This is a genomic window from Actinoallomurus sp. NBC_01490, from assembly GCF_036227085.1.
GTDB classification, from domain to species: domain Bacteria; phylum Actinomycetota; class Actinomycetes; order Streptosporangiales; family Streptosporangiaceae; genus Actinoallomurus; species Actinoallomurus oryzae.
In genome coordinates this window covers 2,798,700-2,819,438 of sequence record NZ_CP109433.1, presented here as the reverse complement: position 1 = coordinate 2,819,438, position 20,739 = coordinate 2,798,700, and the positions used below count along the sequence as shown (strand labels likewise).

22 protein-coding genes are annotated in these 20,739 nt (G+C 71.0%); 10 read left to right on the top strand and 12 right to left on the bottom strand.

Annotated elements, in window-relative coordinates:
* Positions 1-154: 154 nt before the first annotated feature.
* Positions 155-1,483 carry an aspartate aminotransferase family protein gene (locus OG417_RS13690; protein ID WP_329255171.1) on the bottom strand — a complete coding sequence of 443 codons (1,329 nt, stop codon included), beginning with the start codon at positions 1,481-1,483 and terminating at the stop codon, positions 155-157.
* 195 nt (positions 1,484-1,678) lie between these two features.
* Here OG417_RS13690 and OG417_RS13685 point away from each other — a divergent pair, with 195 nt between their 5' ends.
* The 6 genes from OG417_RS13685 to OG417_RS13660 are packed head-to-tail and all read left to right on the top strand — an operon-like array spanning position 1,679 to position 7,973.
* The gene (locus OG417_RS13685) at positions 1,679-2,698 is read left to right on the top strand and encodes a Gfo/Idh/MocA family protein (protein WP_329255169.1); all 1,020 of its coding nucleotides are present in this window, start codon (positions 1,679-1,681) and stop codon (positions 2,696-2,698) included.
* Complete coding sequence (locus OG417_RS13680; protein ID WP_329255167.1) at positions 2,695-3,654, top strand: Gfo/Idh/MocA family protein; 960 nt, start codon at positions 2,695-2,697, stop codon at positions 3,652-3,654. Before OG417_RS13685 ends, OG417_RS13680 begins: the two co-directional genes overlap by 4 nt.
* Positions 3,651-4,496, top strand: a complete 846-nt coding sequence (locus tag OG417_RS13675) for a fumarylacetoacetate hydrolase family protein (RefSeq protein ID WP_329255164.1) — start codon at positions 3,651-3,653, stop codon at positions 4,494-4,496. Before OG417_RS13680 ends, OG417_RS13675 begins: the two co-directional genes overlap by 4 nt.
* Positions 4,496-6,070 (top strand): N-acyl-D-amino-acid deacylase family protein, encoded by a 1,575-nt coding sequence (locus OG417_RS13670; RefSeq protein ID WP_329255161.1) that lies wholly within the window; start codon positions 4,496-4,498, stop codon positions 6,068-6,070. The genes OG417_RS13675 and OG417_RS13670 overlap by 1 nt, the downstream gene beginning before the upstream one ends.
* Positions 6,067-6,894: an amidohydrolase family protein gene (locus OG417_RS13665; protein WP_329255159.1), complete on the top strand. Its 828-nt coding sequence runs from the start codon at positions 6,067-6,069 to the stop codon at positions 6,892-6,894. The genes OG417_RS13670 and OG417_RS13665 overlap by 4 nt, the downstream gene beginning before the upstream one ends.
* Entirely contained in the window at positions 6,891-7,973 is a 1,083-nt protein-coding gene (locus OG417_RS13660) for an alanine racemase (protein WP_329255156.1), read from the top strand. Before OG417_RS13665 ends, OG417_RS13660 begins: the two co-directional genes overlap by 4 nt.
* A gap of 87 nt (positions 7,974-8,060) precedes the next feature.
* Here OG417_RS13660 and OG417_RS13655 read toward each other — a convergent pair whose 3' ends face one another.
* Both OG417_RS13655 and OG417_RS13650 read right to left on the bottom strand, forming a co-directional pair.
* Complete coding sequence (locus OG417_RS13655) at positions 8,061-8,906, bottom strand: PIG-L deacetylase family protein (RefSeq protein WP_329255153.1); 846 nt, start codon at positions 8,904-8,906, stop codon at positions 8,061-8,063.
* Positions 8,903-10,669 (bottom strand): sialidase family protein, encoded by a 1,767-nt coding sequence (locus OG417_RS13650; RefSeq protein ID WP_329255150.1) that lies wholly within the window; start codon positions 10,667-10,669, stop codon positions 8,903-8,905. The genes OG417_RS13655 and OG417_RS13650 overlap by 4 nt, the downstream gene beginning before the upstream one ends.
* A gap of 98 nt (positions 10,670-10,767) precedes the next feature.
* On the opposite strand from OG417_RS13650, the gene OG417_RS13645 reads away from it, so the two are divergent.
* Positions 10,768-11,151 carry a RidA family protein gene (locus tag OG417_RS13645; RefSeq protein WP_329255147.1) on the top strand — a complete coding sequence of 128 codons (384 nt, stop codon included), beginning with the start codon at positions 10,768-10,770 and terminating at the stop codon, positions 11,149-11,151.
* Here OG417_RS13645 and OG417_RS54295 read toward each other — a convergent pair.
* Genes OG417_RS54295 through OG417_RS13640 form a run of 3 tightly spaced genes read right to left on the bottom strand, consistent with a single transcriptional unit; the run spans position 11,130 to position 12,123 of the window.
* Positions 11,130-11,225 carry a DUF397 domain-containing protein gene (locus OG417_RS54295; protein WP_442875681.1) on the bottom strand — a complete coding sequence of 32 codons (96 nt, stop codon included), beginning with the start codon at positions 11,223-11,225 and terminating at the stop codon, positions 11,130-11,132. The genes OG417_RS13645 and OG417_RS54295 overlap by 22 nt on opposite strands.
* A gap of 2 nt (positions 11,226-11,227) precedes the next feature.
* Positions 11,228-11,314, bottom strand: coding sequence for a DUF397 domain-containing protein (locus OG417_RS54290; RefSeq protein WP_442875747.1), 87 nt, complete (start codon positions 11,312-11,314; stop codon positions 11,228-11,230).
* On the bottom strand, positions 11,311-12,123 hold the full coding sequence (locus OG417_RS13640) for a helix-turn-helix domain-containing protein (RefSeq protein ID WP_329255145.1): 813 nt from the start codon (positions 12,121-12,123) through the stop codon (positions 11,311-11,313). The genes OG417_RS54290 and OG417_RS13640 overlap by 4 nt, the downstream gene beginning before the upstream one ends.
* A gap of 239 nt (positions 12,124-12,362) precedes the next feature.
* Between OG417_RS13640 and OG417_RS13635 the strand changes: the two genes are divergently transcribed.
* The 3 genes from OG417_RS13635 (at position 12,363) to OG417_RS13625 (ending at position 14,141) form a co-directional block, all read left to right on the top strand.
* The gene (locus OG417_RS13635) at positions 12,363-12,689 is read left to right on the top strand and encodes an ATP-binding protein (RefSeq protein WP_329255143.1); all 327 of its coding nucleotides are present in this window, start codon (positions 12,363-12,365) and stop codon (positions 12,687-12,689) included.
* Positions 12,689-13,084, top strand: coding sequence for a helix-turn-helix domain-containing protein (locus OG417_RS13630; RefSeq protein WP_329255140.1), 396 nt, complete (start codon positions 12,689-12,691; stop codon positions 13,082-13,084). The genes OG417_RS13635 and OG417_RS13630 overlap by 1 nt, the downstream gene beginning before the upstream one ends.
* 166 nt (positions 13,085-13,250) lie before the next feature.
* Positions 13,251-14,141, top strand: a complete 891-nt coding sequence (locus OG417_RS13625) for a hypothetical protein (RefSeq protein WP_329255137.1) — start codon at positions 13,251-13,253, stop codon at positions 14,139-14,141.
* A 9-nt stretch (positions 14,142-14,150) separates the two neighbouring features.
* Here the strand turns inward: OG417_RS13625 and OG417_RS13620 are convergent, their stop codons facing one another.
* The 6 genes from OG417_RS13620 to OG417_RS13595 form a co-directional block, all read right to left on the bottom strand.
* Entirely contained in the window at positions 14,151-15,026 is an 876-nt protein-coding gene (locus tag OG417_RS13620; RefSeq protein WP_329255135.1) for an IclR family transcriptional regulator, read from the bottom strand.
* A gap of 55 nt (positions 15,027-15,081) precedes the next feature.
* Complete coding sequence (locus OG417_RS13615; protein WP_329255132.1) at positions 15,082-16,086, bottom strand: ABC transporter ATP-binding protein; 1,005 nt, start codon at positions 16,084-16,086, stop codon at positions 15,082-15,084.
* On the bottom strand, positions 16,083-17,102 hold the full coding sequence (locus OG417_RS13610; RefSeq protein ID WP_329255129.1) for an ABC transporter ATP-binding protein: 1,020 nt from the start codon (positions 17,100-17,102) through the stop codon (positions 16,083-16,085). The genes OG417_RS13615 and OG417_RS13610 overlap by 4 nt, the downstream gene beginning before the upstream one ends.
* 14 nt (positions 17,103-17,116) lie before the next feature.
* Positions 17,117-18,004: an ABC transporter permease gene (locus OG417_RS13605; protein ID WP_329255126.1), complete on the bottom strand. Its 888-nt coding sequence runs from the start codon at positions 18,002-18,004 to the stop codon at positions 17,117-17,119.
* Complete coding sequence (locus tag OG417_RS13600; protein WP_329255123.1) at positions 18,001-18,960, bottom strand: ABC transporter permease; 960 nt, start codon at positions 18,958-18,960, stop codon at positions 18,001-18,003. Before OG417_RS13600 ends, OG417_RS13605 begins: the two co-directional genes overlap by 4 nt.
* A gap of 73 nt (positions 18,961-19,033) precedes the next feature.
* Positions 19,034-20,638: an ABC transporter substrate-binding protein gene (locus tag OG417_RS13595; protein ID WP_329255121.1), complete on the bottom strand. Its 1,605-nt coding sequence runs from the start codon at positions 20,636-20,638 to the stop codon at positions 19,034-19,036.
* Positions 20,639-20,739 lie beyond the last annotated feature (101 nt).

Genomic DNA, 20,739 nt, shown 5'->3' with positions numbered 1-20,739 from the left:
GACGGAGGGCCGACCGGTCCCGGCGGGAACGGTGGTCCTGTTGGAGCGGTGCGAAGTATGCGTTGATCGGCTCCGGCAGGACAATACAGACAGTGTGACCGGTATCGGCCGGTCGTCGCCGTCCTGAGCTCGAGAAGGAAAGCGAGCGTAGCGCTCAGCTCAGCAGGCCGTCGTCGCGGACGCTTCGCAGCACGTCGCGGGCGGCCTCCAGCGTGCGGTCGACGTCCTCCTCCGTGTGCGCGGCGGAGATGTGGTTCCGCTTGAGTGCCAGCGGCAGCATCAAGAAGCCGCGGTCGGTCATGCGACGGTGGAAGGCCACGTACGCCTCGTTGTTGTCGCGGAGCAGGTCGCGGTAGCCGCGGATCGGGCCCTCGGTGAAGTAGAGGGCGAAGACGCCGCCGAAGCCGGCCGGCACCGCGGGGATGCCGAGCTCCGACACGATCGCTCCCAGACCCGTACGCATCCGGTCGCCGAGCGCGTGCGTGCGCTCGTAGAAGTCCGGGTGGTCGCGCAGGTACGTGATGGTGGCGATGCCCGCCGCCGAGGACACCGCGTTGCCGTTGAACGTGCCGGCCAGCAGCACGTCGCCGCCCGCGGAGCTGAACCGCTCCATGAGGGCGCGCGGCCCGGCCAGCCCGGCGATCGGGTAACCGTTGCCCATCGCCTTGCCGAACGTGGTCAGGTCGGGACGGATGCCGCAGATCTGCTGGTAGCCGCCCAGCGCGTGCCGGAACCCGGTGATGACCTCGTCGAAGATGAGCAGCGACCCCTGCTCGGCCGTGATCGTCCGCAGCCCCTGGAGGAACTCCGTCTCCGGCACGAGGGCGCCCACGTTGTGCGGGATGGGTTCCAGGATCACCGCCGCGATGCGCTCGGGGTACCGCTCGTACAGCTCGTGTACGGAGTCCAGGTCGTTGAACTCGGCGATGACGGTCGACTCGATCGCGTCGTCGAGGATGCCGCGCGAGAGCGGGTCGCGCCCGTACGCCCGCTCGGGCGTGGAGATGACGTTGCGCGCGACCGCGTCCTGCCAGCCGTGGAAGCCGCCCTGGAACTTCAGGATCAGCGGCCGGTCGGTGACGGCGCGGGCCAGCCGTACGGCCTGCGCGACCGCCTCGCTGCCGCTCATCGCGGAGATCATCTGCTCGGCGGACGGGATCGTCTCCACCACCAGCCGGGCCAGTTCGATCTCCGGCTCGGTCACGCCCCAGCCGACGAGGTCGATGCCGCCGACCGCACGCCGTACGGCGTCGTCCACCACCGGGGCGTTGTGCCCGAGCAGGATCGCGCCGAACGCGGCGTGGTAGTCGAGGTAGCGGCGGCCGTCGGCGTCGGTCACGTATGCGCCGGCGGCCTCGGTGAGGACGTACGGCGCGCCGACCAGACGCGTCGCCGAGTTGACGCCACCGGGGATCACGTCCCGGGCGGCGGTGAGGAGCTTCGCGCCGGTCGAGGTGTCGCCGGTGTGATCCGCGGGTGTCATGGACAGGCCCCCAAGTCGTGGTGCCCCGGCGCATGCGTGGCCACCGTCGCGGCGGGCACCGGGCCGCGGCCGTGTTCCACGAAGCGTTCATGGAAAGTCATTCCATGTCAAGGGTCGCCACAGCGTGTGACCTGGTCCATATCGCCCCGGCGGACCCTTGACAGCCCTCGGCGCGGCGCTTCAGTATCCGTTCACATGGAACATCATTCCGCGTCGATCGGCATGCTGGTCGTGGGCGTGGGGTTCATCGCCGAACAGCACACCGCGGCGATCCACGCCGACCCGCGGTCGCACCTCGCCGGCATCGTCGACGTCGACGCGGGCCGCGCGGCCACGGCCGCGCGCGCGAACGGCGGCGTGCCTTGGTGGACCGATCTGGCCGAGGCGCTCGCGAGGCCCGAGGTCGAGGCGGTCGTCGTCTGCACGCCCAACCACACCCACGCTCCGATCGCGGTGGCCGTCGCCGAGGCCGGCCGGCATCTGCTCATCGAGAAGCCGCTCGCCACGGACGTGGCCGGCGCGCGCCGCATCGCCGCCGCGTTCGCCGGCTCCGGCCGCGTGCTCATGCCGGCCCACACTCATCGCTGCTACGACTACGCCCGCGCGGTCAAGGAGGCGCTCGGCGACCTCGGCCGCCCGGAGTTCCTCCGCCTGGCCATCCTCGGCGGGTGGATCTGGCCCGACTGGCGCGCCTGGGTGCTCGACCCGGCGCGCTCGGGCGGACACGCCCTGCACAACGGCGTCCACCTGCTCGACCTGGTCACCTGGTGGACCGGCGACCGGCCCGAGACGGTGTACGCGCGAGGCGGCAAGCAGACCTCCGCCGAGCTGGACATCTACGACTACCTGGAGATGACGGTCGGGTTCGCGGGCGGCGCGACCGCCGTGTGCGAGATGAGCCGGGGCCACCGCCCCGCCACGTACGCCGCGCGTGACGTGCTGATCGTGGGCGAGCGGGGCGTGCTGACCCTGCCCTGGGACGCCGAGGCGAGCCTCGTCACCGGCGAGTCCGGCGCCGGACTGCTCCCGCCCGCGGGCGCCAACGGCTTCGCCGTTCAGCTCGGAGCCTGGCTCGACGCCATCGGCGGCGCGGAGCCGCTCATGAGTCCCGACGACGGTGTGCTCGCCGTCGCGATGGGGGTCGCGGCCGAGCGGTCCATCGCGACCGGCGAGCCCGTACGGATCGACGACGTACTGACGGAGGAAGGCTCATGACGCGCGTTCTGCTGGCCGGGTTCGGCGGCCTCGGCGGTGGGCAGGACCACCAGCGCGCCATGTACCTGCCCGCCTTCCAGGCCCACCCCGGCTTCACGGTCGCCGGCGCCGTCGGCGCGGACGACCTGGGCGTCCCCTCTTACCCGGACCTCGACACGGCGCTGGCGGAGAGCGACGCGGAGGTCGTGAGCGTGTGCCTGCCGCCCGGCGAGCGTGCCAAGGCGATCGTCGCCGCGCTGCGCGCCGGCCGGCACGTGCTCGCCGACAAACCGCTCGCCGTCACCGCCGAGGACACCGAGGCGGTCGCCGCCGCGGCGGCCGAGTCCGGCACCGTCTGCATGCCGGCGCACCACCAGCGGTTCGCGCCGGCGCTCCGCTCGGCCAGGACGGCGCTCGCCTCCGGACGGGTCGGCCTGCCCTGGAACGTCCAGGCGGACTTCCTCGTCGCCGGTGGCGACCCGTGCCCGCTCGGCGAGCTGACCAACTTCGGCGTGTACCCGGTCGACGTCGTCCTCGCCCTTACCGGCCTGCCCGTACGCCGCGTGCACGCCCGCGCGGGCGACGGCGTCACGCTGCTTCTGCTCGACCACGACCGCGCCCTGACCAGCGCGATCGCCGTCGGCCGGATCACCGGTACGGCCGATGTCCGGCCCGGCGGCCTCGCGGTGCACCGCTACCGGATCAGCGGTTCGAACGGCGTCATGAACGTGGACGCCACCAAGCCCGGCGCCACCCTGCGCACGGCCACCGGCGTACGGACCGCCTGGACCGGGCCGGACACGGTGGCGCGGATGCTCACCGAACTGCACGCCGCGATCACCGGCGGACGTCCCGCCGAAGTCGGCCCCGCCGACGCGCTCGCCGCGATCCGCGTGGTCGAGGCGGCGCGGCGGTCGCTGGAGACCGGCCGGCCCGTCTCCCTCTCCCCCGAACACTCGCAGGAAGGCCGCAAGTGAAGCTCGCCACGTACCGCAAGGACGGCCAGGTCCGCCATGGCCGGATCATCGACGACACCCACGTGACCGACCTCGGTCCCGGCGACGTCACCCCCTTGCTCGGCCGCCCCGGACCCGGCACGGACGGCGTGCGGTACCCGCTGGAGGACGTGACCCTGCTGGCGCCGCTCCTGCGGCCGGGCAAGATCCTCGCGGTCGCCGCGAACTACCAGGACCACGTCACCGAGACCGGCGGCGAGCGGATCGACAAGTCGCGGATCTCGCCGCGCCTGTTCCTCAAGCCGCCCACCGCGATCAGCGGCCCCGGCGAGGACATCGCGCTGCCCTCGGTCAGCGACCGGATCGACTGGGAGGTCGAGCTGGTCGTCGTGCTGGGACGCGGCGGCAAGGACATCGCGGTGGACGACGCGCTCGACCACGTCGCCGGTTACACCGTCGGCAACGACGTGTCCGCGCGGGCCATGGACTACGGCTACGAGCGGGACACCGATGACTCCGCCGTCGGGTTCTTCGACTGGCTGAACGGCAAGTGGCTCGACGGGTTCGCCGCGCTCGGCCCGTGGCTGCTGACCGCCGACGAGGTGCCCGACCCGCAGGCCCTGGAGATCTCGCTCGAGCTGAACGGCGAGGTCATGCAGCACGGCAGCACGGGTGACATGATCTTCAGCGTGGCCGAGCAGATCGCCTTCGCCTCCCGCATCATGACCCTCGAACCCGGTGACCTGATCTACACCGGGACGCCCTCCGGCGTCGGGCTCGCGTCGGGCCGCTTCCTCAAGGCCGGAGACCGGATGACCGCGCGGCTGGCCGGCGTCGGCGACCTGGTCAACAGCGTGCTCTGATGACGGGTCTGCTGATCACGGGCGGCCTGGTCGCCGACGGGACGGGGACGCCGGAGCGCACCGCCGATGTGGCGATCTCCAATGGGCGGATCGAGGCCGTGGGCGATCTGGCCGGGCGGCCCGCCGCCCGAACCCTCGACGCGGCCGGGTGCGTGGTGTGCCCCGGGTTCGTGGACGTGCACACGCACTCCGACCTGACCCTGCTGTCCAGCCCGTACGCGCACAGCAAGGTCCGGCAGGGCGTCACGACCGAGCTGATCGGCAACTGCGGCCTCGGTGTCACGCCCGTGCTGGGCGACGTCGCCGCGCTGCGCGGCGCCGCCGGGTACCTCGATCTGGACCCCACGGTCGCCTGGGACTGGACCGACCTGCCCGGCTACCTCGACGTGCTGGCCGCCGCGCGCCCGGCCGTCAACGTCGCCTCGCTCGTCGCGCACATCCCGCTGCGCGCGGGCGTGGTCGGGTTCGGCGACCGGCCGGCGTCGCCGGAGGAGTTGGACCGGATGTGCGGGCTGCTCGGCGACGCTCTCGACGCGGGCGCCGCCGGCGTCTCCACCGGCCTGATGTACGCGCCGCTCACCTTCGCCCGCGAGGAGGAGCTGACCGCGCTGGGCCGTGTCGCCGCCTCGCGCGACCGGCTGTTCTCCTGGCACATCCGCGACTATGGCGACCACCTGCTGGACTCGGTGCGCGAGGTGCTGCGCGTCGCCGAGGCCACCGGGTGCCGCACCCAGGTCTCCCACCTGATCGCGGTCGGGCGGCGCAACTGGGGCAAGGTCGCCCGTGCGCTGGAGCTGATCGACGCCGCGCGCGACCGCGGCGTCGACGTCGCCGCGGACGTGTACCCCTACCTCGCGGGCAACGCGCCGCTGTCCCAGCTGCTGCCCGCCTGGGCCCAGGCCGGTGGCGAGGACGCCATGCGGCAGCGGCTCGCCGACACCGGCGTACGGGACCGGATCCGCGAGGAGTGGCGGGACCTGCCGAACGCCTGGTCCGACATCACGGTCAGCCGCATCCCCGCCGAACGGCCCGGGATCGAGGGCCGTACCGTCGCGGACCTGGCCGATGACGGTGCCGGCGTCGTTCTCGACCTGGTCGGGGAGTTCGGCAACGCGGTGATGATGGTGGCCGGCGGGCGGAGCGAGGAGGACCTGCTGGCCGTCCTGCGGCATCCGGCGACCGTGATCGGCTCCGACGGCCAGGCCCTCGATCCCGGCGGGCCGACCGGCGCCGGCGTTCCCCATCCGCGCTCGTTCGGCTGCTATCCGCGCCTGTTCGCCGACCACGTACGGACCGGCCGGATCCCGCTCGCCGAGGCGGTCCGCAAGTGCACCGGGGCCGCCGCCGCCCGCGCCGGGCTGACCGACCGCGGCGAGCTGGTACCCGGCAAGGCCGCCGACGTCGTCGTGTTCGCCCTGGACCGGATCGGCGACCGGGCCACCTACGCCGACCCCCAGCAGTACCCGGACGGCGTCCGCGCCGTCCTGGTCAACGGGCGGATCGTCGTCCAGGACGGCACCCACCTCGGCGAACGCCCCGGAGAGGTGCTCCGCGCCAAGCAGGAGGACAAGTGATCGACTTTCATACCCACTGTCACCGGCCCGAGCACTGGGGCTGTGAGTGGGAGAAGCACTGGCGGCCGGTGTACGGCCGCGACGCGCACGACTACGGGCCGGAGGAGTACGACCGGGCGATGGCCCCGGTGACGGCGGCGTGCGTGTTCGGCATCCGGGCGACCGCCGCCGGGGTGCTCACGCCGAACGACTTCACCGAGCGTTTCTGCGCCGAGACCTCCACCGAGACGATCGGGTTCATGGCGCTGGACCCGACCGATCCGGACGTGCTCGACCAGCTCGCCGACGGTGTGGCGCGGGGGCTGCGCGGCATCAAGCTGTACCCGGTGCTGGCCCTGTTCGACCCGCGCGACGAGAAGCACGACCCGTTCTACCGGGCCGCCGCCGACAACGGGCTGGTCGTGCTCTGGCACATGGGCGCGACGCCGAGCCCGGCCGGCGACCTGTCCGTCAGCAACCCCCTCGTCGTGGACGAGGTGGCGCGGAGGCACCCGGACCTCGTACAGATCATCGCGCACCTCGGCCACCCGTGGCAGCGCGAGACGATCGTGACACTGCGCAAGAACCGGCGCGTGTACTCCGACGTGTCGGCCTCCTGGGCCCGCCCGCTGGACGGCTACCTCGCACTGGCCCGCGCGCAAGAGTGGGACGTCGTGCAGAAGCTGGTGTTCGGCTCGGACTTCCCGCTGTGGACCCCGGCCGAGGCGACCGAGGGCCTGCGGTCGCTCGCGTCCTCCCATCCGTCCGGGTTCCCGCCGATCAGGCCCTCGACGATCGAGTGGCTGCTGGACGGCGACCCCCGGGCCGAGATGGGGCTCGCGTGACACCGCTCGCCGAGCCGGCGACCCCCGCGCTGCTGGTGGACCGTACGAGACTGGAGCGCAACGTCGCGGACATGGCCGCCTCCCTGCGGGGCGCGGGCGTCGCGCTGCGTCCGCACTTCAAGACCTCCAAGTGCCTGGAGGTGGCCCGCCGCCAGCTCGACCATGGCGCGATCGGCTTCACCTGCTCGACGCCGGCCGAGGTACGGCTGCTGCAGGACGAGGGAGTCGGCGACCTGCTGTGGGCGCACCAGCCGGTCGGCCCGGCCAAGGTCGCCTTCGCGGTCGAGGCGCTCCGGCGCGGCGGGCTGACGCTCGGGCTGGACTCGGCCGAGGTCGCCGCGCCGCTGGCGTCGAGCGGCGTGACCGTGCCGTTCCTGCTGGAGGTCGACACGGGCCTCGGCCGTACCGGCGTCGACCCGGACCGCGCGGTGGAGACGGCGACGCGGATCGTCGGGCTGCCGGGCCTGGAGCTGCGCGGCGTCATGACCCATGAGGGACACCTGGGCAGGCACCGGGACCGTACGGCTCTGGAGGAGGCGGGCCGGCGAGCGGGGCTGCTGCTGGCCTCCGTCGCGGCGGACCTGCGCGCGGCCGGGCTCGACTGCCCGATCGTGTCGGTCGGCTCGACGCCGGGCGCGACGTCCGCGCCGTTCGCCGAGGGCGTCACCGAGGCCCGGCCCGGGACCTACGTGTACTACGACTCGGGCCAGGTACGCCTCGGCAGCGCGACGCTCGACCGCTGCGCCCAGACCGTGCTCACCCGGGTGGTCAGCGCGCAGCGGCCGGGCACCGTCATCATCGACGCGGGCGTGAAGGCGATGAGCTCCGACGGCCTCGCGGGCGGCACCCTGGGCACCGTCTGCGACGTGTCCGGCCGGCCGCTGGAGGGCGTGGTGTTCGGCGACGGCAACGAGGAGCACGGCTACCTGACCGGTTCGGGAACGGCGAGCCTGCGCGTGGGCGACCTGCTCCGCGTGGTCCCCAACCACGCCTGCGGCACGACGAACATGTGGAGCCGCCTGCACGTCGTCGAGGACGACCAGGTCGTGGACCACTGGCTCGTCCACGCCCGCCGCTGAACGAGCACGCACACGAACGAGCGGCACCGAGCGATCCGCACCGGAGGAGACGGTGTCCCCACGATCGCGGGGACACCGTCCTCACCCTCACGACGTGGGGAAGCTCGCCCGTACGTCCATGCGGGAGTACTCCACGTGCCTCGTCAGCGGGTCGGTCCGCAGCGCGGCCTCCGTCAGCGGAAGCAGGTCGTGGGTCTCGTTGTAGAGGCGGGAGTAGGCTTCGGCGAAGTTGACCCCGGCCGCCCGGCCGAACTCCCCGTTGCTCGACTCGACCAGCTTGCGCGCGAACAGGCCCGCGTAGCCCTGACTCTCGAAGCAGTCCATCGCGGCCAGCTTCGTGCCCACGACCGGGGTGATGTCGACGAACAGGTCGTTGCGCACCCCGTACAGGCTGAGCCCGTCGGTGACCGCGACCGGCACCGAGGTGAAGAAGACCTGACGGACGTTCGTCTCCGCCCGTCCGTCCAGGTTCTTCAGGTGCGTGGCGGCGCGGCCGAGGGCGGCGAGCGCGGTCATCGTGGCGACCGTGTGGGTGTTGGCGGTCATCGCCGGGTTCTGCGGGTAGTCGCAGATGACGACCTCCGGCCGCTCCCGGGCGATGACCGCGGCGACCTCGTCCACGACGTCCTCGCGCACCACCGCCATCGTGTCGTCGAGGTCCAGGGTGAGCAGTTTCCCGATCCCGACGATCTCGGCGGCGCGTTCGAGCTCGCCCTTCTTGTGCGCCACGATCTCGTCCAGCCCCGCGCCGGCGATCGCCTCGTCGGGCGCCTCCTTGCGCCACTCCTCGGCGTACCGGTTGGCGTGGATGCGCCCGCCGTGGGTGAGGATCAGCGCCGCGACCTCGTCACCGGCCGCGGCGTGACGGGCCAGCGTCCCGCCGCAGTTGGTGATCGTGTCGGCCGGGTGGGCGTAGATGGTGAGGATCTTCATCGGGCCACCGTGACCGCGCGCGACCAGATCGAGTAGGGCGACGGGGTCGGGTGGGACCAGTTCGCGCCGCGGTCGCCGAAGACGAGCATGCTGTGCGAGCCGGTCGGCAGGAGCACGCCGTTCGCGGAGTTCTGGTAGTCCGCCTCGACCGGGCGGGTCCACGTGTGGCCGCTGCCGTCGGGCGAGCTGAGCAGCGCCAGCCCGGGGCGGCCGACCATCAGCACGAGCGGCCCGCCCGGCAGCAGCGACAGCGACGGGTAGACGCTCACCACGTTCTGCCTGTCCGGCCCGGCCACGAGGGGCGTCGCCGCCGACCAGGTCCTGCCGTCGTCGGTGGACCGCGAGACGTACATCGGCAGGTAGCTGCCGATCCGCATGACGATGAGCAGCGACCCGTCCCGGACGCGTTCGAGCGCGCCCTCGCAGAAGCCCTCGTACCCGGCGGCGGTCGTCAGGTTCGGGTTCACCGCGACGGTCGCGTCGACGGTCCAGTTCACGCCGCCGTCGGTGGACTTCAGCACGATCTGCCGGTACTTGGTGTCGCCCGCGTAGTAGCCGTATCCGGACTGGTGGAGCGTGCCGTCCGGGTCCTCCACGGCCGGGTGGACCAGCACGAACCCGCCCTGGGAGTACCCCGGCCGGTCGGTCTGCGTGGAGATCGGGCGCATGGCGGTCGGCGTCGTCATCTGACCCGTACGGGCGGTCCAGGTCGCGCCGCCGTCGTGGGAGACGCTGGAGTCGACCTCGGCCTTGAGGTCGCCGGAGCCCGCGACCATGTAGGTGTGGTAGGACACGGCGAGCACATCGCCATTGCGCAGCCGGGTCAGGTTGAAGGAGGCCGCGTCCGGCATCGGGTTGGCGGCCTGGTCGTCGACCCAGGTCCTGCCCATGTCGTCGGAGTAGGCCATCCGTGTGCCGCTCGTGGTGTTGTTGTCGCCGTGCGCCGGGTAGGCGACCAGCACCCGCCGGCCGGAGCCGTGCGGCTCGATGACGGCGGCGTTGGGCATCTCCACGATGTCCGAGGACTGGTCGATCGTCACCGGCGGCGCGATGGTGAACGGCGCCGTGCCGCCGGGCGGCGGGGTGTTCACCGCCGGGCCGTAGCCGACGTCGTCGAGGTAGACGTCGTCGCCCGTGGGGGCGGTGCCGTCGCTGGAGAACTGGTAGCCGGTGATGTCCGTGAGGGCCCGCACGCCGACCGGTCCGCCGTCCCCGACGTACTTCCCGCCGACGTAGACGTGCGCGGCGCTCATGTCCGCGGGCACCTGGATGTCGATCCTGGTCCACTTGGTGAGCGGCACGGTGCCGGCCGGCGCGACCTGGGTCCAGTTGGCGGCGTCGTACCAGCGGATCCGGCCGTTGCCGTCCACGACGAGGTGGAACGCCGTCTGCTGGGACGCGACGTCCTTCTGGTGACCGAGGAGGTCGACCAGGAAGCCGTTCGGCAGCGCGGCCGGGTAGGCGTAGAAACTCAGCTCCGCACCCTGCTGCGCCGGCTGCGAGCAGGCGATCTTGGTGATCGCGGTGGTGCTGGGGTCGTACACGCGCAGGGACCGTGCGCTGGCCCGCCCGCGGGTGGAGCTGACCACGGCGGACGCGGCGCCCGACGGGGTGGAGCAGCCGGACGGCACCTGGCCGACCGGGTCGGTCTCATAGGTCCGCACCGTGACGGTGGCATTCGCCGGGCTCGCGACGAAGCCGGCCGCCGCGACGGCGAGGACGAAGGCGGGCAGGACATGCAGGGGTCTGGTCGTCCGAAACATCGACGGCGCCCTCTCTCTTGGCATTCCTCGCAAATACGACACGGAATGCCGTTCCATGTCAACGGTAGGGTTGCAGGACCACGAGAGAGAGGCAGGACATGCGAACGATCCACCCCGAGAGCTTCCCGGCGCCCGCCGTCCCACTGAGCCACGGCGTGCGCGCCGGCGACCTTCTGTTCGTCTCAGGTCAGGTGGCGACCGGCCCGGACGGTACGGTGTTCGTCGGCGACTTCGCCACCGAGGTGAACACCACGATCGACAATGTCGAGGCGGTCCTGCGAGCCGGCGGCGCGAGCCTGGCCGACGTGGTCAAGGTGAATGCCTACCTGTCGAACGCGACGCTGTTCGCCCCGTTCAACGAGCTGTACGCGCGCCGCCTCGGCCACGTGCCGCCCGCCCGTACGACGGTCGTGGTCGACTTCGGCCACCCCGACGTACGCGTGGAAATCGAGGCGATCGCCTATCTCGGCGAAAAGGACTGATCCGTCTCGACGACTGTGACCTCGACACAGGTATTCGTCCCGTTCGACGAGTAGGTCGACTTCTGCCAGTTCATGTTCAGTCTCGCTCGGAGGTCTCAACAACGGCGACCTCCACGCAGGCATTCGTCCCGTTCGACGAATAGCTCGACTTCTGCCAGTTCATATGACCGGCCACCTTTCCTCAATCACCTTCATGATCAAATCCACCGACTCCCGCTCCGATAGAGCGAGCGCACCATACCTGCCCCACAAGCGCTGGAGCTCTGCTATGTCTGACGGGCGCTCCAAGATTCTACCGCTGCGCGCGTCCTCGACGAAAGCGAGTTGCTTGCCGGTCTCCACCGTCGCCAGCACGAACTGAGAAGAGAGCCTGACGTAATCCGCCGCGAGCGGAAGTACTCGGATGATTACGTCGTCTCGTTCACCCATCGCCACGAGGTGGGTCAGCGTCGCTGCCATCACCTCGGGACCACCGACGTTGCGATAGAGGATGCTTTCGTCTATCAGGGTTTCAAAGAAGGGAGTAGTACCCCGATCGAAGATGCGCTGCCTCTCCAGGCGCTGTTCCACTATTTCCGGCGGCAGAATGGTTTCGACGTATGCAGGAGCCTGGAGGAGGCCGGGGAGGACGAAGTTCTCGTAGTCGAGAAGGCCTAGCGCCTCTTCTTCCACCGCCATCCGTTCGGACCACTCGGGCGAGACCTCCAAAGTGACCCACTCCAGCAGGAGCCGCTTGAGGTACCCGTTGGTTGCGATCGCGACCTCGCAGTCATCAAGGTCTTTGATTTCCCCGGTCTCCCGATCGGTGATCTTTGGCATCTTCCGGCCCGTCTCCCAATGGGAGATCAACTGCGCGGAGACGTGCACATCAGGATGCTGCGCGAGGGTCACCTGGCTGAAGCCCGCCGCCTCCCTCGCGCGCGCGAACTCCTTACCCCAGCGCTGCAGAGCAGTGGACCGTTTCGATGCCATTGGGTGCCTACTTCCTCGGGTAGGTGGGGGGCAGGTCTTTACTGTCAGGTGCAGGCGTGTTATCGGTTCCCAGCGTATTCTCCACCAGCGACGATTGGCGGCGGAAACAACACGATAGAGGAGGCAGGACGCGCAAAATGCCGCCAATCACGCCATCTACCCATAACCCCGATAACGCACTCAGACATGAACGGCGTCTCCCGCCCCTCAGGTCCTCCCACGGAGTGGCGCGCGACTTCGTGACGGGCCGCCTCCGCGCGTGGGGGCGGGCCGGCATCGTCGATGACGCCCAGGTCATCACGGGAGAGCTGTGGACCAACGCGATCACACACGCCCCCTCACCCGAGTATGTGGTGGCCGTGGACTGGAACGGCGGAATGATCCGGCTGGAGATGTGGGACTCGTCCCCGTTCAGGCCGCAGAAGCTTCCTCTCGATCTCAACGGCGAGCATGGACGAGGAATGCGCATCGTCGACGCGCTCTCCGAAGCGTGGGGTTCGCGCGTCGCGGCCTCGGGCAAATGCGTCTGGGCCGTTCTCCCGATCGAACCGAAGCCCATCGGCTGATGAACCCGGCGAAGAGGGAGGCAGCGATTCAGCGGATTTCCGAGCTCGGCGACGATCACCTGCTCACGCCCCGGGAGGTGGCCGAGCTCTTCGGCGTACGCACGACGACGATAGCCCGGTGGGCGCGCGAGGGACGTCTTACTTCTCTCACCACTCCGGGCGGGCATCGCCGTTATCGACTGGGCCACGTGCGCACCCTGCTCGACCACTCCGTACCGACAGAGGCGGGCCTGGGCCGCCGCGCGGCGGAAGACGCGGTTCGCCTCTATGACCAGGGATGGTCCATCAGACAGGTCGCGGAGAAGTTCGACGTCGGCTACGGCGCGACGCGCCGCCTCCTCCTGCGCAACGGCGTCCGGCTCCGACGCCGCGGAGCGAGCGGACCAGATTCCTGAGATCAGACTCGACCCCGCGTCCGTCCCTTCGGCAGGACGAGCGCCGCGTGGCACCGTGGACCGGCGCCCTGTCCCGCACAGGTCTCACAGATCCTCGCATCGGGTGCGACGGGATCGAGGCGGCCTCCGGGCCGGAGGCCCCGCCGCACCTGGGATGCTTCCGGACATGTCTCTCACGACCGGCGCGCCCTCCGTCGACCTCGGCCAAGTGTTCCCCGAACTGATCCCGTACGCCCGGACCACCGTCCGGCTGCATCCTCGGCGGGGCGAACCGGGCACGCGCGACAGCCACATCGGCGGCCCGCTGCTGTGGCCGGCCGGCGAGGCGTGGCCGGAGTGCACCGACCGGAAGAGCCACGGCGGTGCCGGCGAGCCGTACCCGATGGTCCCGATCGCCCAGCTCACCGCAGCCGACGTCCCCGAGGCCGGCTTCCCCGCCGGCACGGATCTGCTCCAGATCCTGTGGTGCCCCGAGTGGCACGACCAGCCGCACCCCGAGGGCTGGGGCCAGGCGTGCCGGGTGTTCTGGCGCCGGGCCGCCGACGTCACCGACGTCCTGGCCGACCAGCCGGATCCGGAGAAACACTGGGACTACGAGTGGGACATGATCCCCCGCGCCTGCGTCCTCCAGCCGGAACGCCTGGTCGAGTACCCATGGAAGGAAGAGCTCCCTGAGGACCTCCGCGACCGCGTCGCGACCCGGCCGGCCGAGAGCGACCTGTACGACAACGGCTCCGCCATTCCCGGCTATAAGGTCGGCGGCAGCATGAACTGGTCGGTTTCCGACATGCCCAGGTCGCTGGCCTGCCCTTCCTGCGAGGCCCGGCTCACCCTCCTCCTGCAACTCGACACCTACGAGTGGGCCCTGGGCGCCTGGGGACCGGACGGGGAGCCGCACCGGTTCTGGCCGCTGGAGGAACGCCACCTGGAGCGGGACGACCCGGCGTTCGACCTGGCACGGCAGCCGGTCGGGATGACGGTCGGCCGCGCCGGCCACGGGGGCCTGTTCGTCTGCTCCGCCGACCCCGCGCACCCGCCGTGCTATTTCACTCAGTGAGCGGGCCGGTCACGGCTCCCCTGCCGGGGTGAAACCGGCCGGGCGCAGGGAGCGGTGCACGATGCGCAGGGCCGCGTCGAAGTCCGGGTCGGAGGTCAGGCCCTCGGCGGCGGCGCGCAGCTCCGCGACGTACCGCTCCCGCTGCTCCTCGGTGAACTCCCCCGACGGCCCGGACACGCTGATCGCCGCCAGGCACTCACCGCCGATCAGCAGGGGCACGGCGACGCACCGCAGGCCGCCGCTGCGCTCGTTGTCGTCCAGCGCGTAGCCGCGCTCGCGCGTCAGCGCCAGCTCCTCGGTCAGCGCCTCCAGCGTCGTGATGGTGGCCTCGGTGAACGCCGGGAACGGCTCGTCCGGCGTCGAGGCGGGCACCTGCGCGGGGTCGGTGTGCGCGAGCAGCACCTTGCCCAGCCCCGTGCAGTACGCGTGGTCGCGCGTGCCCGGAGGCGCCATGAACCGCAGTGGCCGGTCGGGCTCGGTCACGCAGATGTGCAACACCTGCGAGCCGTCCAGCACGCCGAGGTTGGCGGTCTGGCCGGTCCGGTCCGCCACCGGCCGCAGGTATCGCCCGGCGACCTCGGACAGGTCCAGCGAGGAGACGTAGGCCGTCGCCAGCCGCTGCACCTTGTGGCCCAGCCGGTAGGAGGGCCGGTCGTCGACCCGCACGGCGTACTCCAGCTCGCACAGCACGCTCAGCAGCCGTACGAGGGTGCTCTTGGGCAGCGCGGTGGACTCGCTGAAGTCGCCCAGTGTGGGCGGCTCGGGCCGCATGGCCATCTGTTCGAGCAGTGCGAGGCCGCGGGCCAGAGCGTTGGCGTGGTAGTTCGCCGACGCGGGACGCGCATCGTCGATCGGCGCCTGCTTGCGGCGCGATGTAGCGGCCACCTGATCTGCCTCCTGCACGGGCGGTACGGTCGAGGAATGGGGAGCGGGATCCCGGTCAGGGGACCACCGCGACCTCATTGTCGGGGAAGTGACAGGCGCTGGCATGGCCATCGCCCGTACGGCCGGTCAGCGCGGGTGTCTCGGTGGCGCAGACGTCCTGCGCCTTCCAGCATCGGGTACGGAACCGGCATCCGGAGGGCGGATCGCTGGGATCGGGCACATCGCCGGTCAGCGTGATGCGCTCGCGTTCGCCGCGCAGCTCCGGATCGGGCACCGGGATGGCCGACAGCAGCGCACGCGTGTAGGGGTGCCGCGGCGCCGTGAAGACCTGGTCGCGGGTGCCGATCTCCACGATCGTGCCGAGGTACATCACCGCGATCCGGTGCGAGATGTGCCGCACGATCGACAGGTCGTGAGAGATGAACACGTACGCCAGCCCGAGCGTCCGCTGGAGCCGGCGCATCTGGTTGACCACCTGGGCGCGGATCGACACGTCCAGGGCGCTGACCGGCTCGTCCAGCACGAGCAGCTTCGGGTCCAGGGCCAGAGCGCGGGCCAGCCCGACGCGTTGCCGCTGGCCGCCCGAGAACTCGTGCGCGTACCGGTTCTCGTACTCCGCCGACAGGCCGACCAGGTCGAGCAGCTCCCGCACCCGCGCCGGGCCCCCGTCGCGGTAAAGGCCGTGCACGCGCAGCGGCTCGGCGACGATGTCGTGCACGGTCATCCGCGGCGACAGTGAGGAGTGCGGGTCCTGGAACATGATCTGGATCTCGCGGCGCAGCGCCCGCAGCCGGCCGCCCTGGGCCGCGGTCAGGTCCTCACCCCGGTAGAGGATCCGGCCGCCGGTCGGCTCCAGCAGCCGGACGATCATCCGGCCGGTCGTGGACTTGCCGCACCCGGACTCCCCGACGACGCTGAGCGTCTCGCCCGCGTTGAGGGTGAAGCTCACGCCGTCGACCGCGCGGATGTCGCCCTGGTGCCGGCGCAGCACGCCGCCCCGGATCGGGAAGTACTTGCGCAGGTTCTCCACCCGCAGCAGCTCGGTCTCCGTCGTCGTCACCCGGCCTCCTCCCCCGCCGCGTACAGCGCCAGGCCCTCGTCGAGCTCGTCCGCGTAGTGGCACGCGCTGTGCCGCCCGTCGCCGAGGTCGTACGGCTCGGGCCGCTCGGTGCGGCACCGCTCGCGGGCCATCGGACAGCGCGGGTGGAACGCGCACCCGCTCGGCGGATCGATCATGTTCGGCGGGCTGCCGGGGATGGACAGCAGCTCGCCGTCCAGGTCCGCGCGCGGCACGCTCGACAGCAGCCCCACGGTGTAGGGGTGCCGCGGCCGGGCGAACAGCGCGCGCACGTCGGCCTCCTCCACGATCCGCCCGGCGTACATCACGATCACCCGGTCGGCCAGCTCGGCGACGACACCCAGGTCGTGGGTGATGAGGATGGTCGCCGCGCCGGTGTCGCGCTGCGCGGTGCGCAGCAGGTCGAGCACCTGCGCCTGGATGGTGACGTCCAGCGCGGTCGTCGGCTCGTCGGCGATGAGCAGGTCCGGGTCGTTGGCGATGGCCATGGCGATCATCGCGCGCTGGCGCATGCCGCCGGAGAACTCGTGCGGGTACTGGCCATGGCGCTTGTCCGCGTCCGGCACGCCGACCTCGCGCAGCAGCGCGACGGCGCGAGTGCGCGCCTCGGCGGCGCCCAGGTCGCGGTCGTGCAGCCGCAGCGCCTCGGCGATCTGCCGGCCCACCGTCATGACCGGGTTCAGCGCGGTCATCGGATCCTGGAAGATCATCGCGACCTCACCGCCGCGGATCTCGCGCAGCCGTTCGCCGCTCGCCGCGCGCAGGTCCTCGCCGCGCAGCAGGACGCGGCCCTCGCGGATGATGCCGGGCGGGGTGCGGACCAGGCCGAGGATCGACATCGCGGTCACGCTCTTCCCCGAGCCCGACTCGCCGACCACGGCGACGATCTCGCCGGCGCGCACGGTGAGGCTGACGCCGTCGACGGCGTGCACGAGGCCGTCGTCGGTGTCGAAGTCCACGACGAGGTTCTCGATGGACAAAAGCGGGGCATCGGTCATGGGCGTCCTCCTCCTCACGTCCGCCGGGGGTCGACCGCGTCGCGCAGGCCGTCGCCGATGAAGTTGACCGCCAGCACCGTGACGGCGACCGCCAGGCCCGGCGGCAGCCAGAGCCACGGCATGTTCGAGATGACCGTCAGGCTCTGCGCGTCGGTGAGCATGTTCCCCCAGCTCGCGGCGGGCGGCTGCACGCCCAGGCCGAGGAAGGACATGGTGGCCTCCAGGCCGATCGCCTGCGCCACCGCGAGGGTGGCGACGACGCTGACGGGCGGAAGCGCCGCGGGGACGATGTGGCGGCGCATCAGCCACAGCGGTCCGGCGCCGGCCGCGCGCGCGGCCTGGACGTACTCCTGTTCGCGCACCGCCAGGGTGACGCCGCGGACCAGCCGCCCGCACTGGGGCCACTGGAACAGGCCGATGGCGATGACCATCGCGGTGACGCTGGGCCCGATGACACCCGCGATCACCACCATGACGACGAGCGACGGGAAGGACATGAACACGTCCGCGAGCCGCATCGCCGTCTGGTCCACCCAGCCGCCGAGCAGGCCGGACAGGCTGCCCACGATCGTGCCGACCACGACGGCGAGCAGCGCGGCGGCGATGCCGACGCCGAGCGAGACCCGGCCGGCGTACAGCAGGCGCGCGAGCACGTCGCGGCCGGTGGCGTCGGTGCCGAGCCAGTGGCCGCCCGACGGCGCGGCGCGGGTGGCGAACAGGTCGGTGGCGTTCGGGTCGTGCCCGGAGATCGGGCCGGCGAACACCGCCGCGAGCACGATCAGCAGGAGCACGACCGCACCGGCCACGGCCATCCGGTGGCGCAGGAACCGGCGCAGCGCCCGGCGGCCCGGCGACCGGCGCGCGACCTCGGGCGCCGGCGCTTCCAGCTCGATCGCGCTCATCCGAGCCTCACCCTCGGGTCGACCAGTGTGTACAGGACGTCGGCGAGCAGGCTGGAGATCAGCACCAGCACCGCGATGATCAAGGCGAACCCGATGATCACCGAGTAGTCGTGCCGGCCGACCGAGCTGACCGCGAGCTGCCCCATGCCCGGCCAGGCGAAGACCTGCTCGATGACGACCGCGCCGGCGAGCTGCTGCGGCAGGTTCGCGGCGACATAGGTGAGCACCGGGATCAGGGAGTTGCGCAGCGTGTGCCGCACCACGACCCGGCGCCGCGTCGCGCCCTTGGCCTCGGCGGTGCGCACGTAGTCGGCGCCCAACTCGGTGATCATGCTGCTGCGGACGTACCGCATGTACGGCCCGGAGCCCGCGAATCCCAGGATCAGTGCGGGCAGCACCAGGTGCCGGAGGGAGTCGACCAGGCTCGGCGCGCTCGGGTCGGAGATGCCCGACGACGGCAGGATCGGGAACTTCACCGTGAAGAGGTAGATGGCGATCAGCGCCAGGAAGAACGCGGGGATCGACACCGAGCCGAGGCTGACCACGGTCGCGGCGTAGTCCACTCTGCTGTTGCGCCGCAGCGCGGCGACGATGCCCAGCGGAAAGGCGATCACCAGCGACAGCAGCAGGCCGGTGCCCATCAGCTCGATCGTCGGGCCGAACCGCTCGCCCAGCAGCGACGTCACCGACCGGCCGTTGACCAGGGAGTACCCGAAGTCACCGTGGAGGGCGTCGGTCAGCCAGTGCCAGTACTGCACGACCAGCGGCTGGTCCAGGCCCAGCTCGTGCCGCTTGGCGGCGATGAAGGCCGCGCTCCCCGCGTTGAGCTGGTCCGGCGGCACCATCATCGCGATCGGGTCGCCGGGCGCCTTGTGCACCAGCCAGAAGATCACGACGGTGATGAGGAAGAAGACCAGGATGTTGATCAGCAGGCGGCGGATGATGTAGGCGCCCATCGTCCTCCCCTCGTGGATACGGCCAGGCCGCGCGGCGTCGTCGGCGCGCGGCCCGCCGAGATCGGTGCCGTCGTCACAGGGACCAGCCGGCCGGGTTCCAGAAGGCGCTGTCCTGCGAGCCGGGCGCCTGGAATCCCTTGATCCGCTTGTTCACCGCCCACAGACCCGTCGGGTCGTAGAGCCACATCAGGTCGGCCTGGGAGTTCTCCTCCAGCACGGCCTGGTCGTACAGCGCCTTGCGCTGCGCGGCGTCGGCGGTGCCGTTGGCCTCGGCCATCTGGTCGTCCAGCTTCTTGTCGCAGAACCAGACGATGTTGCCGCCCTTGGGGTACTGCTGGTCGCAGGCGGTGATCACGTTGACGTTCCACGAGTCGACCGCGTAGTTGCCGCCGCCGTAGAGCGTCATGTCGTAGGACTTCTTGTCGTAGGTCGGCGCGATCTGCGCGGCCTGGACCTGCTTGAGCTTGACCTTCACGCCGACCGCGGCGAGCTGGCTCTGCACGATCGTGGTGGTCGAGTCACGGTCGCGCTGGCCGGGCACCCACTGCAGCTCGACGGTGCGGTTCGGGTCCCAGCCGGCCGCGGCGAGCAGTGACTTGGCCTTCTGGGGGTCGTAGCCGTACTCGTTGATCCCGGACGGGGTGTTGCCGGCGAAGAAGTCGGAGTTCTGCACGGTCGCCTTGCCACCGAGCACCTTGTCGACGAGCGCCTTGCGGTCGATGGCGTACAGGAACGCCTGGCGTACGCGGACGTCCTTGAAGTAGGACTTGGTCTGGTTGAGCGCGATGCGGACGAACCCGGCCCCGGGCTTCTCCTGCACGGCGACGTCGTCGAAGCCCTGCACGGTCTTGAGGTCGGCCGGGGAGAACGACGCGATGTCGATGCCGCCGTTGCCGAGCTGGGCGGTCGCCACGTCCGAGGTCATCGGCTTGAGGTAGACGTCCTTGATCTTCGCCGGCGAGGGATAGCCCGGGTTGGCGGTGACGTGGACGTACTGGTTGGTCTTGTAGTCCACGAACTTGTACGGCCCGAGCGTCGCCGTCGGCGCGCGGAAGTAGGAGTTCTTGGCGACCTGGGCGACCGGCACGTCACCGAGGATGTGCTTGGGCATGACGTACGCGGTGCCGATCTGGGCGAGCAGCCCGATGTCCGGCTTGGTCGCCTTGATGACGAAGGTGTCGTCGTCCGGCGCGCTGAAGCCGGAGATGGTCTTGGCCTTGCCGGACACGAAGTCGCTGACGCCCTCGACGGCGGTGTAGCTGCCCGCCGTGGCGCTGGTGCTCTTCGGGTCGGCCAGTAGCCGGTAGCTGAACAGCACGTCCTGGGAGGTGAACGGCTGCCCGTCGCTCCACTTGAGCCCCTGGCGCAGGTGGAACGTGAAGGTCTTGGCGTCGCGGGAGACGTCGTAGCTCTGGGCGAGCTGCGGCTGGAGCTTGTAGTTCGGGTCGACGGCCAGCAGTCCCTGGTCGAGGAACGACATGACCTGGTTGTCCGGGCCGCTGGAGGGGGCCAGTGGACTGAAGATCCCGGCCGGTTCCTGGTAGAGGTAGACGTTGATAGCGCTTTTACCGGACGCACCGCCGGAGCCCGAGTCCGCCGCCGGACCGGTGCAAGCGGCGGCCGAAACGGCCGCGAGAACGGCGACGCCGAAGGCGCCGTATCTGAACCGTCTTGCCATCGCAACCTCGCAAAGTCGGTCTGTTCATGGGGAACCGGGGGGTCCGCGCCGACATGGAACGAAATTTCACGTACACAATGAAGGTGCGGAGTCCCCCACGT